Here is a 15,316-nt window from a genome sequence, read left to right as displayed (position 1 = left end):
AGGCAGGGGAAGTGATCCCCCTACCAAGAATAAATCCAAGCAGGTTGAGGCAGCAGTATGAGGGTTCTATTGGTCGAAGACGAACCTCGGCTTGCTGAATCGCTGCGCTCGGTCCTCGAACGCGAACGGTTCATCGTGGATCACGCGGAGGGGGTGGAGGCCGCCCGGGAAGCCAGCATGCTCGGATCGTTCGATCTGGTCCTGCTCGACAGGTCTTTGCCGGATGGCGAAGGCCTTTCACTGCTTCCTTCCCTTCGATTTGACAACCCCGGGATCCACGTCATCGTCCTAAGTGCCCGCAACGGGGTAAATGACCGTGTTGCGGGTCTTGACGGCGGGGCGGACGACTACCTCACCAAACCCTTTTCCATCGACGAGATGCTCGCCCGGATCCGAGCGGTCCGCCGCCGTCCTGTGGAATTGGCCGGCGCTACAATCCGTGCCGGATCGCTCGTTTTCGACCTCGCCCACGAGGGAGTGGAGGTGGACGGCGCGCGTATCGACCTTCCGCGGCGTGAGTTGCGGGTCCTTGCGGCATTGATCAAGCGTCGCGGGCGGACCGTGCAACGCGAAGCACTGGAGAGCGCGGTTTTCGGATTTGACGACGAAATCCAGTCCAACACGCTCGACTCTCACATCTCCCGTTTGCGTCGAAAATTGACCGCCGCCGGTGCGCGGATCGAGATCCACGCCATCCGCGGAGTCGGCTACCTGTTGCGCGAAGTCACATGACACGGTCGCCGTCGCTTAAGCGACCACTGATCGTCTATCCGCTGATCTTCCACTTCCTCACGCTACTTGCCGCCTTCTCCATCCTCATCGCGGTTGCGATCCGCATCGACAGCGGCGGGCCCTACACGGATGAACGGATCATCCCGATCATCGCGGACGCGGTGGCGCGCGACGCCGCGGGCGGTCTCTCCATCGTGATGACGCCGGAACTAGCCGACCTGCGCACGGAGGCGACCGACCTCTGGTTCGTGGCCGAGGACGACGGGGGGGCGAGCGTGGTCTTCGGCACGGTTCCCGAAAACTACGCTTCCCTGCTGGGCCGCCTCAGCGACCTCTCCTATGCACAACTACGCGACCGTGTCGCGCCCTACGATCTGGCAGCGGTGATCCGGAGGGAGAATACGGACATAGGCACCCTGACCATCCTAGGACATGGCGCGCTGTCGGAACTCGGATTTATGGTGGTGTTTGCGACCAACACCATCATCCTGCCGATCTTCGTCTTGCTGACGCTGACCTCGCTGGTCGTCACACCCTGGATCGTCCGGCGGTCGCTCGCAGGCGTGTCACGCATTGCGCGGGAGGCGGAGGAAATCGACGCGAACAGCCGAGGGCGCCGTCTGAGCGAAGCCTATGTCCCACAAGAGATCGCGCCGCTTGTGCGGGCGGTGAACGACGCCCTGCGCCGCCTCGACGACGGATACGAACGCCAGCAGCGGTTCATCGCGTCGGCCTCACATGAGTTGCGTACGCCCATCGCGGTACTAGCAAGCAAGGTTGATGCTGCTGACAATAGGGCCGTCCGTGCCTTGTCGTTAGATGTGCAAAGGCTCGCCACCATGACCGAACAACTTCTCGACCTGCACCGCCTCGAGAACAACCGCCATGATGCCCAATTCGACCTTGCGGAGGTTGGCCGACGGGTTGTCGGAGATATGGCACCGCTCCTCATCGCAAACGGAGGGTCTATCTCGCTTGAAGCCGAGGGCAGCGAAATCTGCATAGGCGACGCGGCTGCGTTGGAGCGCGTGCTCATGAACCTTGTTCAGAACGCAATGGATCATGGTGGGACCAATATTGTTGTCCGCGTCCTTGGAGCGGCCTTCGAGGTAGCTGATGACGGTCCGGGAATACCGCCCGCGGAACGCGAGCGCGTATTCGAACCCTTTCACCGCCTTCGGCCACGCGCCACCGGAAGCGGCCTTGGCCTTAACCTTGTGCGAGAGGTGATTGACCAACATGGCGGGCGCGTGAAGATCCTCGATGCGCCCGGAGGTGGCACCGTATTCCGCGTTGAATTGTGCGCCGCTTGAGACGCGGACGGGTAGATCCGTTCAAGCGTGACGGACCGCTTTCGAACGTCGCGGGAAGGCCCCTTTTGGCGGAGAGCGGAAGGTCCGCATAGTGGGACGAAGTGAGTTTTCGCTGCCGTTGCACTGATGGCTGCTTTAGGAATATAGCAAGCAGCCATCGTTCTTGATACGTCTGGCCAAGCTTGAGACGCAGCAACCCGACTTAACCTCTGATGAGCCTCTCGAAGCAGCGGTCTCCATACCGATCAGCATCAAACCGCCCGCGCAGCATTCCAGCCAATATCATCAAGCGACCAATCGAGACCGTGATCCGGAAGCCCATGAGCAACCGCCAGGAAATCCTTTGGGTAAGGCGGGCAAATGGCACTCGGTCTTTGCAGGCAGAGATCGTACCAAGCGCACAATCTTTCGAGTCTTTCAGGCAAGGGAACACCGTAGACGTCCGCTGCAAATTGCACGGTCGCCATCGCGATACAGTCTGCGATGGTGATTTCACGGCCTGTCAGGAACGGGCCCTGAGCCTCTGTCAGGATAAGATCGAGGCGTTCCAGCTGCTTCAGGTAGGCCTCCGCTGCGAAACGCGCAGGGGCCGGATGCTGCTCCTCCATGCCGGCGAAGACCGGACTGCCCTTATGGGCCCATACCCCAAGCTGAAGTGCGGCCTCATCTGCGATGCTCATGGCTTCCCGTGTTCGGGCCTGCGCGGCGGGTGACCGCCCGATCATGTTCGGATGCGGATACCGATCCTCCAGATATTCGAGGATTGCGATCGAGGATCGAATCTTGAGGCCATCTTCAGTTTCCAGCACCGGGACTGTGCCGAGGGAGCTCGCTGCCTTCAGTTCGCCAAGGCTTTCGGGATCCATCGCATCAAAGGCAATTCGGTCGATATCAGTGATCCCCTTTTCGGAAAGGTAGATCCCAATGCGACGTGGAAAGAGCGCCCAGTTCAGTTCGTAGAGCTTCATTGTGTTTCCTTTCAAGAGCCTGATCTCAGCACGCGGGCCACACAAGCGATCTATGAATTTGCGCACCGGCAAGTGCGCCATCAGCCACGGCAAGCGACACCGAGTGGGGGACGCGTGCGACATCACCACATGCGAATGCGCCGCGGATGGATGTCTCTTTTTCATCGGAGGTCCGCAGCTGCGACCCCAAGGGCGTTTCTACCAGGGCACAGCCCAAGGTTTCGGCGACCGCGCTGGCCGGCGAACAGAAGGGCGCCGTGAACAATCCGGCAAAGTCCATGCGGCGACCATCGGTCAAGATCACTTCAGCCTCGCCTTCGATCCGATCGATGGGTGTTTCCTCGAGAGTGACGCCCCTGCAATCCAGATCGGCACGGGGTTCGTCGTCGAGTGACATGACGGCGTTGGTCAGGAATGTGACCTTGCCCCACTCGGTCAGCAACTGCGCCTGATGCACAGACATGGGCCCGGTTGCAATCACGCCGATATTGCCCTGATTTAGCTCATAGCCATGACAATATGGGCAGTGAAACACTGAGCGCCCCCACCGCTCAGCTAGTCCTTTCACCGCAGGCAGCCCATCCGCGACGCCGGTGGCAAACAGCAGACGACGCGCTTCGAAGCTTTTGCCTGTACTGAGGGTCACTTGGAACGCATCGTTCTTTCGCGTAGCGCTGGTGGCTTCGCCTTCTTTCCAGGTCAGGGTCGGATAAGCCTCGAGCTGGGTTCTGGCGGTGCGGGCCAGTTCGGCCGGATCGACGCCGTCCTGTCCCAGAAAGCCGTAAGAGTGGCTCGCTGTCCGGTTACGTCGCATCCCGGTGTCGATGATCGTCACTGACCTGCGCGCACGCAGAAGCTGCAGGGTGGCAGCCATTCCGGCATAGCCACCCCCGACTACAATTACATCCTGCATTTTCATTCTTTCTGATTAAGAGTTTCCGTGTGGCGGCGCGTGAAATCTCCCGCCAGGTCGGCAAGGGTGACATGGGCGAAACGGTCCAACAGCAACGCTTCGGCATCAGCAAACGCGTCTTCCAGCGCGGCGTTCACCGACTGCTCCACCAGACAGGAAGGGTTCTCTGTCCGATTTCCGATCGCGAAAATGGCGGGTTCGCCAAGTGCTCTGTGCAACTGCTGCAGGCTCACAACCGTAAGGTCAGCGGTGATGCGCCATCCCCCGGCCTGGCCACGATCGGACGAAACGATCCCTGCCTCACGCAAGAATCCCAAGGTGCGTCGGACTACAACGGGATTGGTGCCCACGCACTTCGCGATAGCATCTGAAGTCATGGGCCCCTCATGCTCTGCCATGTGGAGAAGCGCGTGCAGGACGGAGGAAAGGCGGCTGTCTTTTTTCATGTAATAATTCATGTTACGATTCGCGAAGAATGTCAATACAGGGGTCCACTAGACGTTCATGTCTAGCATAACATCCGTTAGAATGAGCCCCTTCCGGACCTTCTCCGCACCGCAGAATGTTCCAAAACTCAACCCTTTGAATCGCCCGCGGGAAGGACCGTTTGGGATACTTGGTTTGTGTTACGGGCTTTTTGTCCAACGCATTGTCATAAGATATCCCGGTTACGCATCACCTGACTTGAGCGCATAATGCCCGCGATCTGACAGACACCGGGGGTTCGAGCAAATGCCTCGCGCTGCGCATCATTGCGCCTGAATGGAAGGCAGAAGCTCGGTCTCGCACCAGGTCCGGAACGTCGTCGGCGTCGCGGAGCGATCCTTGGGGCACGCCGCGTTGTCCATCCCCTCGTTCTTGGCGGTCATCATCTCGACATAGCCTTGCGCCATGCCTTCCGTCGCACCCATGCCGCGCATCATGCCGCCGAAATCTTCCACTGACATCTCGTGGAATGCGATCTCGCGGCCGAGCACGTCTGACAGGATCGTCGCCATTTCTTCGAAGCTCAGGTCCTCTGGTCCGCAAAGCGCAAGCTCCGCGACGCTGTCCCAGTCTTGTCCGATCAGCAACCGAGAGGCGATCGTGGCGACGTCGGCCTTCGCGACATGCGGAAGTTTCAGATTGCCCGGCGTTGGCTGATAAAATGCGCCCTGGTCGCGGATCGGACCGATTTGACGCGTGATATTGTCCATGAGTGAGGCGCAGGCAAGCGACCGATAGGCTACGCCGGTTCCCGCGATCATATCGTCCATGGCAACGCTTGCGGCGGCGAGGCCTGCGGGCTTAGGCCATCCTCGCCCGAGGGCCGAGACGCCAACGACATGGCTCACCGACGAACCGGGCAGTGCGGTGCAAAACGCGCGTGAGAAGTCGACATAGGCGTCTTCGGGAGTCTTCGCACGGAGTGATCCCGGCGGCAGCCAGAACACCACCGAGACTCCATCGAGCGCCCGTGCAATCGCGCCACCGTCAGCGTGGGAGCCTTCGACGATATCGACCCGGCCTCGCGTGTCCGCATCGAGCTTTGACGCATCGCGCAAGATAACGCGGACCTTTTCCCCTGCTTCCAGAGCGTTCGACAGAACGCGGGCACCGATATCGCCAGTGGGGGTAGTGATCAGGATCATGGTATTTCCTTTTTCATTTGACCCTCGACCATCTACGCAAACCGCGCGGACTTTCTATGCTTGCAAGTCCGCATTTTTGTCGCCATCGTCCGGATCTTCATGGATACATTGTCCGGAATCGTCGCTCTGCTTCAGCCTCACGATTGCGTCGCGGCCGGATTCGATGCTGCGGGCGATTGGTCCATTCAGTTCGAGCGCCATGCCGGGCTGAAGTGCAACTCTGTCATCAAGGGTGGATGCTGGATCACCGTGGACGGCGGTAAGCCGGTATGGCTGGATGCCGGGGATTGCGCGATCCTGCCGCATGGATTGCCGTTCATTTTGTCAGCGCGTTCCGTCAGTCATGGAACTGATGCCCATGAAATTTATGCGCCCGTCGCGCATGGCGGCACGGCCAGCTATCGCGGCGGTGGAGAGTTTTTCATGGCCGGAAGCCGTTTCCTGCTCTCGGGGCCTGCCGCCGAGATGCTTCTTCCGTCCCTGCCTCCTATTTTGGTCGTCAGGGGGGGCGAAAAGGGAGAGGTGCTGTCGTGGGCAGTCAACCGTATCGCACGCGAGTTGCGCGTGCCGGAACCGGGCAGCGCACTGACCATCGCACATTTGGCCCACCTCATTCTTGTGCAGGCACTTCGCGCGTTTCTCGTACAGGAGTCTAGCGGCGTCACCGGTTGGCTTGCCGCACTTTCTGACCTCAACATTTCGCGTGCGGTTGCAGCCATCCATGCCGAGCCAGCGCGATCCTGGACGGTGGCCGGTCTAGCCACCGAGGCCGGACTGTCTCGAACAACATTCGCAGAACGCTTCCGGCAGATCACCGGGCAAACGCCGCTCGGATACTTGACCCAGTGGCGCATGTTGCTGGCCATGGACCGGCTCTTGGTACCAGACGCCGTCTTGGTGAGGATTGCATCGGATGTTGGCTACAGTTCGGAAAGTGCCTTCGCGGCTGCGTTCAAACGCGAGACGGGTCATTCCCCAAGACGCTACGCACGCGAGGCGCGAAGCCGGACATCTGGCTCGACCATGTCAGAAAACACGCGGAAGCACTGAAACGACCGGACCGAGAACGCGTGCCAATGCGTCCCGGTCAAATTTCTCGGACCAAGTGGGTTGCGGCGCGCGCGTGAACGATCACGCGTCTCCAGCACACGATTTTCCTCGTGTTCGCGGACCTGACCTTCTGCTCGCCGACGTGTTCGGTGCTACACCGCCGCCCAAGCTAGATCGGACAGTCGTTGCAGGTGCATGATCGACGACCGGCGAGCGGTGCCAGTGCCGTCCAATCGGATGATTGCCGCCGTTGCCAACTGTCCGCTAAAGAGCCATCCCTAATCTTTCCAGAACGGCTTTCTAGCTTCATTATATGCAGCATCCCGAGTGAGCCCAACATCCTCGAGGAGATGCGGCTCAAGGCCATTCAAAGCTTTGCGCGTACGCCGGTGCTGGTCCCATTTTGTCACCATGATCGCCATGGCTATCAAGATATGCGCGACTGGCGGGAGGCGCGCCTGATCGTTCAGAAGCGCAAGCTTTGCTGTGTGAAGCGATGGTGCCATGGAGACGTTCCTCTTAATTGTATTGACACAATATTAAAAATCAGCACAATAACACGATACAATAAACCGGTCATGAGGGATACAAAATGATTGTGCCTAGTACAATTTGGCCGATTGACCTGCCACCTTCAGGGAAGTCCAAGTACAAAGCCTTGGCACAAGCCATTCGCGAAGGCATCGCAACAGGGCGTCTTGCACCCGGAATGAAACTGCCGCCCGTGCGCGATCTTGCCTTCCGCGTGAAAGTGACGCCGGGCACTGTTGCGCGGGCCTATTCCCTGTTGACCGAGGAAGGGCGTCTTCGGGCAGAGGTGGGCCGCGGCACTTTCGTGGCGGCGGGACGGGCTGTGAAAATAGAGCCCGTAACCCCTTTGGTAAATTTGCCCCTCGATGCGGTCGCAGACTTTCGAAGTAGCCGCGTTCCTGATGTAGGGCAGGGTCAAACAATAGATGCTGTCCTGATCAAGCTGGCCGAAACCCACCGGCGTCGTCACATCAACTACCCGACCACGGAAACGGATCTGGAAGCACGTATTGCCGTCGCATCCTGGATTGACCAGGACCGATTGGGCGGGGTTGAACCTGAGAATGTCGTTCTGGGAAACGGCGCACAAAACTGTTGCCTCTTGGCGCTGCAGGCCGAACTGAGCGGTCAAAATCCGATCATCATGACGGAAGAGCTAGGTTACCCCGGCACGCGTCATGCCGCTCGCTTGCTGCGCGCTCAGACGGTCGGCTTGCCGATGGATGAGGAGGGCATCATACCAGAATTTTTCAGACATGCCTGCCGCGATCATGGTGGTCGAATTCTGCTGACTGCAGCTGAAGTGCATAGCCCGACAACAATCCGGACAAGCCTCGCGCGCAGACAGGAAATAGCTCAGGTCGCACGTGAATTGGACATTACAATCATAGAAGATGATTGCCATACGACGGCTCCGAGCGAAATCCCCAGCTATCGTTCGATCCTGCCCGACCAGAGCTACCTTGTTTCGTCCCTGACCAAGTCAGTCAGTGGGGCATTACGGTTTGGATACGCCATAGCCCCGGTCGGGCGTGATAAAGAACTGAGACAAGTCGCGCAAAGCTCGTTTTACGGGGTGGCACAGCCAATTCTGGATCTGTGCCACGAACTGATTGTGAGCGGGGCAGCGTTCAAAATTCGTGATCGTGTCATAGCAGAGACCGCAAGGCGGGCACGGATGGCAGTCAATGCTCTTGGCGCTTGGGATTTGCGATGGCGGGAAGATGCACCCTTCGTATACCTGAACATGCCACAGGGATGGCGAGCATCAGGTTTTGCTATGGCCTGCGAGAAGCGGGACATTTTGATCAAGCCCGCAGATGAATTTGCTTTGCCAAACTGCAGGTCCCCGAATGCAGTGCGACTCGCGGTAAATACATGCGCATCTGACGCCTTGTTTCTCAAAGCCATGTCGGACATGAACGAATTGCTGGCCAATCCAAAGTCGCTGGTAGATGGGTAAAGGGTCTTCCAAATCCTGCGACGTGGCACAAAATGGCCAGTTTAGGTGATCACTAAAAGACCCACGATGGGCTCACATATTTTCCTCACCACCACGTAGAACTGGACTGCCCTATTCAAATAGGGCCTTTGCCCAGTCCGGCGCAAAGTGTCGAGATTTCGGAACGGGTTGTTAACCAGATTGTTTCATCGTTTCGGCATATCTTTGCAATTTCGTCGATGGCCCAGGCCGCGGCGGGGCGGCCATAGCAGTGGCCGTGGGCAAGTATGTCAAGGATGATGGTTTCTGCAGGTTGCGCCCGAATCCCGGCGAGGGCCTCGTTGAAGAGATCGACAAATTGTCTGGGCGTCCGGCCAAAACGCATTGCGTGCGGCAGGTCGTTGAACTCGACAGACATGGGGATGGCGAGGATACTGCCATGTCTAAATTGCTGGATGTAAGGATGGTCGCCGTCCAGCACATCCCCGTGCCAAGCATAGCCCTGCGCCGACAACATTTCTTGTATATCGATCGACGACGTCACCCTAGGGCTGATCCAGCCGACAGGACGTCGGCCAGTCGCCGCTTCGATCAGTTTGGTCGTTCGGGTGATGGAATGCAGCGCGTCTTGCGTGGACAGGGTTGGGAAGATCATATTCTGAGCCAGCCCGTGCCCGACAATATCGTGTCCTCGCTCGGCGTAGGTGCGCAGTTGGTCTGGAAAGGCTTCCGCCACCAAACCCGAGGTCATCAGCGTCGCTGATATGCCGTGGCGTTCAAGGATCGAAACCAGTCGTGGGATGCCGTGAGTGGCGTTGTAGCGCCCGTAGCTGTCGGCATTGGGATCGAACAGACCATCTGCCAGCAAGTTGCCCATCGGACCGACGCCGGACGTGGCGCCGGGCGACCACATCTCATAGGCAAGGTTGAAGACAACTGCGATCCGGCGTCCCCCCGGCCAGCATAGACCCTGCTTTCCAAGGCCATTTTCGCATTCAGTTTCTGACATGGTCGTCCCCATTCTTCCGGTCATGCCGGTACCGAGTGCTGCATTTTCAACAGCATAGGGTCATGCAGGACCTGCGAAAACTTCATTTCTTTCACGCCTTACTGCATGATATGCATTTGATAACATGCAAGATATGCAGGTTAATGTGTAAATTATGCACTGTTTGCATTGGGCATCACCTGCGTAGTCTTTTCACAGACGTTTCGGATGCCGCATGATTTCGGCCCGGAATTCATCTAAGGGAGGATACCTGATGACCATGACTTTGACGCGCAGACTTTTTGGTGCAGTGCTGACAACAGCGGCCCTGACGGGAGCCGCGCACGCTGCGGAATATGAGCTGAAGCTTGCATGGCTCACGGCGGACAGCCCCACCGACCCCTATGCGATAACTGCGCATGCCTTCAAGAAAGAGCTTGAAGCCGCGATGCCCGGCCGGGTCGAGGTGCAGCTCTTTCCCAACCGCCAATTGGGCGACGACAAGGAGATCCTTGAAGGTCTGCAATTTGGCACCATCGACATGGGGGTGATCACCAATGCCGTGGTCGCCAATCTTGAGCCGACCTACCAGCTTGTCGATCTGCCGTTCCTGTTTGGCAGTACCGAGCAGGCGCATATGGTTCTTGATGGCGAAGTTGGCGCACAGCTTGCCGCCAACCTGCGCGACGACGGTGTCGTCTCTCTCGGTGCCGCGGAAGGCGGTTTTCGCAATATGATCAACAACACTCGGCCCGTGCGCACGCCCGAGGATGTCGAAGGCGTCAAATACCGCACCATGCAGAACCCGGTGTTCATCGAGATGTTTTCGTCACTTGGTGGTAGCCCCGTTCCGATGGCCTGGGGTGAAGTGTTCACCGCCATGCAACAGGGTACGGTCGATGGTCTGGAGATTCCCACTTCTGTAGTCAATTCCAACAATTACGCTGACGTCACCAAGTTTCTCAGCTTTACGCGGCACACCTATTCCGCGATCCATCTGCTGATGTCCGAACGCAGCCTCGCGCGTCTGCCAGAGGATGTGCAGCAGGCGGTGATGGATGCGGGCCGCGCCGCGATTGTAGCACAGCGTAAGGCGGTGGCGGCAGCTGAGGCTGACACGGTCGCCGCCCTTCAGGAGAAGGGCATGGAAGTCAACGATATTGATGATGTCGCGGCGTTCCGGGCCAAGGTTGGGCCGGTATACGAACGCTTCGAGCCAACCATCGGCACCGAACTTCTTGAGAACGCGCTTCAAGCCGTGTCCTCGAACTGACGCAATTGGACTGGTCCGGTGAGGAAAATTGCATCTTGTATCGATACCACCAGCCGCGTGATCTCGCGGCTGGTGGCCAATTTATGTGTTGGACTGATCTTCGTGATACTTGGCCTTTTGCTGACACAGGTCCTGATGCGATATTTCCATGGCTCACCACCCAGCTGGACCGAGGAACTGGCGATTATTCTCTTTGCCTGGCTGGTGCTCCTCTATGCGACCGTGGGTCTTCGCGAGGGGTTTCATGTCGCCATTGAAACCATCCCTTCGCGGTTCGTGCGGCTGCAAGGATGGGCCAATCGCTGGGTCGCCGCCTTGGCTGTTTTCTTTGGTTGGATCACCCTGACCGCAGGCAGCGACTATGTCTTGCGCACGGCGGCGCAAAAGAGTGCAGCGCTGCAAATTCCCATAGAGGCGCTTTATCTTTGTGTGCCGGTATGCGGCGCGCTTTTCATCCTGCACGGGGTCGCCCGGCTCTTTGTGCAACCGGACCCCGCCGAGGCAATCGCATGAGCAACACCGTACTCGTACTGACGCTCGGCCTTCCCTTGATGTTATTGCTGCGCGTGCCTTTGGCCTTTGCGGTCGGGCTTGCCACGATTGGCGCGCTTTGGACTGCCGACATCGACATGATGATCTTTGCGCAACGCATGGTGTCGGGCACGCAATCCTTCAGCCTACTGGCCATTCCGTTCTTCATCCTGGCGGGGGACCTGATGACAGCGGGTGGCATTTCGCGCCGTCTTGTCGGGTTCGCGGACGTGCTGGTTCGCCATCGCACTGGGGGCCTCGGGATGGTTGCGGTTCTGGCGGCTGCTTTCTTTGCCGCGCTCTCGGGCTCCGCCCCCGCCACCACAGCGGCCATCGGTGCCATCATGATCCCCGAAATGGAAAAGCGCGGATACTCGCGTGCTTTCGCGACGGCCCTCGCGGTCGCCGGTGGCATCATCGGACCCATGCTGCCCCCGTCGATCCCGATGGTGGTCTGGGGCGTCATGTCCGAAACGTCGATCAGCGATCTGTTCCTGGCTGGCATCGCTCCAGGGATACTGCTGGCCCTCGGCCTCATGGTGCTGTGCTGGAACCACGCGCGCAAGCACGAGATCGCAGCCCAACCCAAGGCCACCCGCGCCGAAGTCTGGGCCGCCTTCAATGCGGCAAAGTGGGCTTTGTGCGGGCCGATCATCGTTTTGGGCGGAATCTATGGCGGCATCGTCACACCGACCGAAGCGGCCATCGTCGCCGCCGCATTCGCGATCATTCTGGGCTTCGGTGTTTACCGGGAACTGACTTTGCAGACCATCGTCCCTGTCACCCGCGGATCACTCAAGACCATGACCATCGTCATGTTCATTATTGCTCTGGCGAACGGATTTGGCTGGGTCATGGCATTTGAACAACTGCCCGGGAAAGTCACGCACACGCTGGACGTATTTGCCGACACTCCCATGCTGTACCTGTTAATGGTCAATTTTCTGTTGTTGGTGATCGGCTGCGTCATGGACAATCTCGCCGCGATGATCATTCTGGCGTCGTTTCTTGTACCCATCGGAGAGCAGCTTGGGATGGATCCTGTCCAGTTCGGGGCGATGGTCGCGATCAATTTCACCATCGGGATGGCCACGCCACCTTTTGGCTACACGATTTTTGTGGGGGCGGCGATAAGTGGGCTTAGGATCGGCCAGATCGCCCGACCCTTGATGCCCATGCTGGGGGTGATGATCGGGGTCTTGCTTCTGGTGGCTTTCGTGCCGCCGGTGACCCTGAAAATCGTCGAGTTACTGCGGTGACGCCATGGTGAATTTGCGCAATTTTGACCTGAACCTGCTGGTTATCTTTCGGGCAATCATGAATCGTGGTTCGATTGCGGGTGCGGCGGAAGAGATCGGTCTGTCGCCTTCCGCCGTCAGCCACGCGCTGGCACGGCTGCGCGTGATGTTGAACGACGAGCTTTTCTTTCGGACAGCAGAGGGTGTAAGGCCCACCGAGCGCGCCCGAGAGCTCTATGCCGATATCGAGCGCGGTCTCGGCTTTATCTCGACAGCTATTTCCTTGCAGCACCAGTTTCTTCCCGCCAAGGCCGAGCGGGTTTTTACCATGCAGGTGGCTGACTATGTCTCAGCTTTTCTGCTGCCGCGGCTTGCTGAACGGCTGCAGATCGAAGCGCCGGGCGTGTCCATCGACATCCTGCCCTTTACCATTTCGCCGGAGAGCGTCTGGGACCGCGTCGACATGCAGGTGCGTCTGACACCGGGGCGTCTGCAACCGGAAATGGTCCGGTCCCAGCGGCTGCTAGCTGACGAGATTGTCGTCCTGATGCGGCGCGACCATCCGCGCGCGCACGAGCCGATGACCGCCGAATTATACGCTGAATTGGCCCACGTGAAATTGTCGCAATCGGCTACGGGCACGACCGTCATCGACGACGCGCTGGCGGCACGCGGATTGACGCGGCACATGGCAATGACGGTCGCAAGCTGGTTTGAAATACCCGATATCGTGGCCAATTCAGACCTCATCGCCATCGCCCCACAACGCCTGTTCTCGCTGGACCCTCGATTGAACAACCTGCGGTCTGCCCCCCTGCCGTTGCAGGAAGTGGTATTTTCCTTCGATCTTTGCTGGGATCTCAGAACAGAGCGCGAGCCGGGCCAGAAGTGGTTGCGCAAGGTCGTCTCAGATGTGTTCAGCGAAATGCGCGTCTGAGCGTCGTTCTATGCTGTACGATCCGTCAACATGATTGTGATGTAACGTCGCGCCTAGAAACGAGAAATCTTTAAGGCAGCTATCGCAGTACGTGCAAAGCGGCCGCTCTTACTCGGAGGCTCTACAGCAACAAGGCCGGCACTGTGAGGGGTCATCCACCGCGTGGTACAGCTGCGCGAGATTGTCGGCGCCATTGAGGTGATGAGCGAGGCAGCGGCGGAACGCTACGAGATCGAGACGGGCCACGCTTTCATCCCGGCAACAGGGTCGCGCTGAACCTCGGACAGAAGGCGGAAGCGAAAGGCCTGACGGTCATGCGGGTTGCGGACCCGGCGAAGAAGACTGCGGAGTCATGAACTGAGAAGGGTCGCCTGTGGGCGGCCCTTTTTGCATTTCTCATCGGCGTGATCGTATCCCTAGAACCTTATGCCTAGCAATTTTTTGTTTTGATAGGTATATGTGTGCTAAGCAAAACTTGGAAATGATTGGCATGAGACCTCTCAGCAGTATCGCGATGAGCGCCTACACCGATTTGGTGCGCCTTCTGAAGGACGACGCCTTGTCGGGCGTCGACGGCAAACCAACACTCAAGAAGCGTGGCGATAAGGCCTATTGGTACGCCGCGCGACGCGTCGGAACCGAGATGCGGTTCATCTATATCGGCGAGGACAGCGAAGATACGCGTGCACGCATCGACAGGATCGAAGAGCTGCGTGCCACTGGGAAGGACCGACAGGCAGAGCGGTCGCGGCTTGTTCGGCTCTTGCGTGCCGAAGGCATGACGCCCACCGACCGGGCCACCGGTTCTATCCTGTCGGCCATGGCGGCAACCGGAACCTTCCGACTGGGCGGTACCATCGTCGGAACGAACGCATTCCGGCTCTACGAGGGCGAACTTGGCATCCGTCTGCCCCTAGGTGGCATGGCCAATACCGGCGACATAGACATCGCGCAGTTCGAGAAGCTCAGCGTGGCGCTGCAGGATCAGGTCGACCCGGGTCTGGCCGAGACCTTCGCGGCGCTTAAATTTGACCCTTTGCCGGCCCTTGACCAAGGTCGGACGTGGCGATGGGCCCAGGGTGGAAGCGGCCAGTTGGTCGAGTTTCTTACACCGGCGTTTGGGGATGAGACCATCCGCGATTTGCCTGCCTTGGGCGTGAACGCTCAGGCGTTGAACTACCTCAACTTCCTGATTGCCGAGCCGATCCATGCGGCGGCGATCTATCGATCCGGCATACTCGTGCAGGTTCCTCGTCCAGAGCGCTATTCGATCCACAAACTGATCGTTGCTGATCGGCGGCGTGACGGGGCAGGCAGCCTCAAGTCCGCGAAGGACCGGGAACAGGCGGCCTTTCTGATCGAGGCGATGGCCGAGGACCGCCCTGATGATCTGGCCCTTGCCTATGCCGCTGCCCTGGAGGTTGGCCCGCGCTGGCGGGAGCACATCGGGAACTCACTGACCCGGATGCCGGAGACGAAAAGGATCCTCGAGAGCTTGGGCGCGTAATCGCGGCAACGGGGTCGCGCTGAACCTCGGGCAGAAGGCGAAAGCGAAAGGCCTGACGGTCATGCGGGTTGCGGATCCAGCGAAGACGGCGTCACAGGACTGAAGAGATGGGGTCGCGCTTGGCGCGGCCCTTTCGTCATGTCTCATGGTGCGTTCGGTCGGTTACGCAAGATCGACAGGCTGCGACGTCCAGCACAGTCATCCTCTCTACCCGGTCCGCCAGAACGCGGCCCTTCCGAATCGGGTCAGGCGGGAGGCTGTGC

Annotated in this window: 15 protein-coding genes and 2 pseudogenes; 11 read left to right on the top strand and 6 right to left on the bottom strand. The window is 59.0% G+C overall.

The window, feature by feature from the left end; genetic code table 11:
* Positions 1-69 precede the first annotated feature (69 nt).
* Together ACSSVY_RS07715 and ACSSVY_RS07710 are read left to right on the top strand one after the other, a co-directional pair.
* The gene (locus tag ACSSVY_RS07715; protein ID WP_454268823.1) at positions 70-732 is read left to right on the top strand and encodes a response regulator transcription factor; all 663 of its coding nucleotides are present in this window, start codon (positions 70-72) and stop codon (positions 730-732) included.
* Positions 729-2,045, top strand: coding sequence for a sensor histidine kinase (locus ACSSVY_RS07710; protein ID WP_454268822.1), 1,317 nt, complete (start codon positions 729-731; stop codon positions 2,043-2,045). The genes ACSSVY_RS07715 and ACSSVY_RS07710 overlap by 4 nt, the downstream gene beginning before the upstream one ends.
* Positions 2,046-2,296: 251 nt before the next feature.
* On the opposite strand, the gene ACSSVY_RS07705 is transcribed toward ACSSVY_RS07710, so the two are convergent.
* From ACSSVY_RS07705 to ACSSVY_RS07690, 4 genes are all read right to left on the bottom strand, one after another.
* Entirely contained in the window at positions 2,297-3,013 is a 717-nt protein-coding gene (locus ACSSVY_RS07705; RefSeq protein ID WP_454268821.1) for a glutathione S-transferase family protein, read from the bottom strand.
* A 25-nt stretch (positions 3,014-3,038) separates the two neighbouring features.
* Positions 3,039-3,932 carry an NAD(P)/FAD-dependent oxidoreductase gene (locus ACSSVY_RS07700; RefSeq protein WP_454268820.1) on the bottom strand — a complete coding sequence of 298 codons (894 nt, stop codon included), beginning with the start codon at positions 3,930-3,932 and terminating at the stop codon, positions 3,039-3,041.
* Entirely contained in the window at positions 3,929-4,384 is a 456-nt protein-coding gene (locus ACSSVY_RS07695) for an Rrf2 family transcriptional regulator (RefSeq protein WP_454268819.1), read from the bottom strand. The genes ACSSVY_RS07700 and ACSSVY_RS07695 overlap by 4 nt, the downstream gene beginning before the upstream one ends.
* A 291-nt stretch (positions 4,385-4,675) precedes the next feature.
* Complete coding sequence (locus ACSSVY_RS07690) at positions 4,676-5,557, bottom strand: NAD(P)H-binding protein (RefSeq protein WP_454268818.1); 882 nt, start codon at positions 5,555-5,557, stop codon at positions 4,676-4,678.
* Positions 5,558-5,656: 99 nt separating this feature from the next.
* Here ACSSVY_RS07690 and ACSSVY_RS07685 point away from each other — a divergent pair, with 99 nt between their 5' ends.
* Complete coding sequence (locus ACSSVY_RS07685) at positions 5,657-6,607, top strand: AraC family transcriptional regulator (RefSeq protein WP_454268817.1); 951 nt, start codon at positions 5,657-5,659, stop codon at positions 6,605-6,607.
* Between the two features lie 278 nt (positions 6,608-6,885).
* On the opposite strand, the gene ACSSVY_RS07680 is transcribed toward ACSSVY_RS07685, so the two are convergent.
* Positions 6,886-7,020 (bottom strand): DUF1127 domain-containing protein, encoded by a 135-nt coding sequence (locus ACSSVY_RS07680; protein WP_454268944.1) that lies wholly within the window; start codon positions 7,018-7,020, stop codon positions 6,886-6,888.
* Between the two features lie 245 nt (positions 7,021-7,265).
* Between ACSSVY_RS07680 and ACSSVY_RS07675 the strand changes: the two genes are divergently transcribed.
* Complete coding sequence (locus ACSSVY_RS07675) at positions 7,266-8,600, top strand: aminotransferase-like domain-containing protein (protein ID WP_454268816.1); 1,335 nt, start codon at positions 7,266-7,268, stop codon at positions 8,598-8,600.
* A gap of 115 nt (positions 8,601-8,715) precedes the next feature.
* Here ACSSVY_RS07675 and ACSSVY_RS07670 read toward each other — a convergent pair whose 3' ends face one another.
* The gene (locus ACSSVY_RS07670) at positions 8,716-9,588 is read right to left on the bottom strand and encodes a polysaccharide deacetylase family protein (protein ID WP_454268815.1); all 873 of its coding nucleotides are present in this window, start codon (positions 9,586-9,588) and stop codon (positions 8,716-8,718) included.
* A 253-nt stretch (positions 9,589-9,841) separates the two neighbouring features.
* Here ACSSVY_RS07670 and ACSSVY_RS07665 point away from each other — a divergent pair, with 253 nt between their 5' ends.
* From ACSSVY_RS07665 to ACSSVY_RS07635, 7 genes and pseudogenes are all read left to right on the top strand, one after another.
* A complete protein-coding gene (locus tag ACSSVY_RS07665; RefSeq protein ID WP_454268814.1) occupies positions 9,842-10,840 on the top strand; it encodes a TRAP transporter substrate-binding protein in 999 nt (332 codons plus the stop codon).
* 18 nt (positions 10,841-10,858) lie between these two features.
* Positions 10,859-11,353: a TRAP transporter small permease gene (locus ACSSVY_RS07660; protein WP_454268813.1), complete on the top strand. Its 495-nt coding sequence runs from the start codon at positions 10,859-10,861 to the stop codon at positions 11,351-11,353.
* Positions 11,350-12,630, top strand: coding sequence for a TRAP transporter large permease (locus tag ACSSVY_RS07655; protein WP_454268812.1), 1,281 nt, complete (start codon positions 11,350-11,352; stop codon positions 12,628-12,630). The genes ACSSVY_RS07660 and ACSSVY_RS07655 overlap by 4 nt, the downstream gene beginning before the upstream one ends.
* 4 nt (positions 12,631-12,634) lie before the next feature.
* Positions 12,635-13,546 (top strand): LysR family transcriptional regulator, encoded by a 912-nt coding sequence (locus ACSSVY_RS07650; protein ID WP_454268811.1) that lies wholly within the window; start codon positions 12,635-12,637, stop codon positions 13,544-13,546.
* A 159-nt stretch (positions 13,547-13,705) separates the two neighbouring features.
* Positions 13,706-13,819: pseudogene (locus ACSSVY_RS07645) on the top strand (DUF2493 domain-containing protein); the annotation flags it as partial.
* A 217-nt stretch (positions 13,820-14,036) separates the two neighbouring features.
* Positions 14,037-15,053: a nucleotidyltransferase family protein gene (locus tag ACSSVY_RS07640; protein WP_454268810.1), complete on the top strand. Its 1,017-nt coding sequence runs from the start codon at positions 14,037-14,039 to the stop codon at positions 15,051-15,053.
* Positions 15,054-15,057: 4 nt separating this feature from the next.
* Positions 15,058-15,156, top strand: a pseudogene (locus tag ACSSVY_RS07635) (DUF2493 domain-containing protein); the annotation flags it as partial.
* Positions 15,157-15,316 lie beyond the last annotated feature (160 nt).

It is taken from the genome of Roseovarius sp. MBR-51, assembly GCF_053628575.1.
Note: the sequence above shows the minus strand (reverse complement) of the source record. Positions and strands in the feature narration are given on the sequence as shown.

Bases quoted from the DNA above. Each gene is read 5' to 3' on its own strand.
- ACSSVY_RS07710 (WP_454268822.1), top strand. From the start codon at position 729: ATGACACGGTCGCCGTCGCTTAAGCGACCACTGATCGTCTATCCGCTG.
- ACSSVY_RS07705 (WP_454268821.1), bottom strand. From the start codon at position 3,013: ATGAAGCTCTACGAACTGAACTGGGCGCTCTTTCCACGTCGCATTGGG.
- ACSSVY_RS07700 (WP_454268820.1), bottom strand. From the start codon at position 3,932: ATGAAAATGCAGGATGTAATTGTAGTCGGGGGTGGCTATGCCGGAATG.
- ACSSVY_RS07695 (WP_454268819.1), bottom strand. From the start codon at position 4,384: ATGAATTATTACATGAAAAAAGACAGCCGCCTTTCCTCCGTCCTGCAC.
- ACSSVY_RS07690 (WP_454268818.1), bottom strand. From the start codon at position 5,557: ATGATCCTGATCACTACCCCCACTGGCGATATCGGTGCCCGCGTTCTG.
- ACSSVY_RS07685 (WP_454268817.1), top strand. From the start codon at position 5,657: ATGGATACATTGTCCGGAATCGTCGCTCTGCTTCAGCCTCACGATTGC.
- ACSSVY_RS07680 (WP_454268944.1), bottom strand. From the start codon at position 7,020: ATGGTGACAAAATGGGACCAGCACCGGCGTACGCGCAAAGCTTTGAAT.
- ACSSVY_RS07670 (WP_454268815.1), bottom strand. From the start codon at position 9,588: ATGTCAGAAACTGAATGCGAAAATGGCCTTGGAAAGCAGGGTCTATGC.
- ACSSVY_RS07665 (WP_454268814.1), top strand. From the start codon at position 9,842: ATGACCATGACTTTGACGCGCAGACTTTTTGGTGCAGTGCTGACAACA.
- ACSSVY_RS07655 (WP_454268812.1), top strand. From the start codon at position 11,350: ATGAGCAACACCGTACTCGTACTGACGCTCGGCCTTCCCTTGATGTTA.
- ACSSVY_RS07650 (WP_454268811.1), top strand. From the start codon at position 12,635: ATGGTGAATTTGCGCAATTTTGACCTGAACCTGCTGGTTATCTTTCGG.
- ACSSVY_RS07640 (WP_454268810.1), top strand. From the start codon at position 14,037: ATGAGACCTCTCAGCAGTATCGCGATGAGCGCCTACACCGATTTGGTG.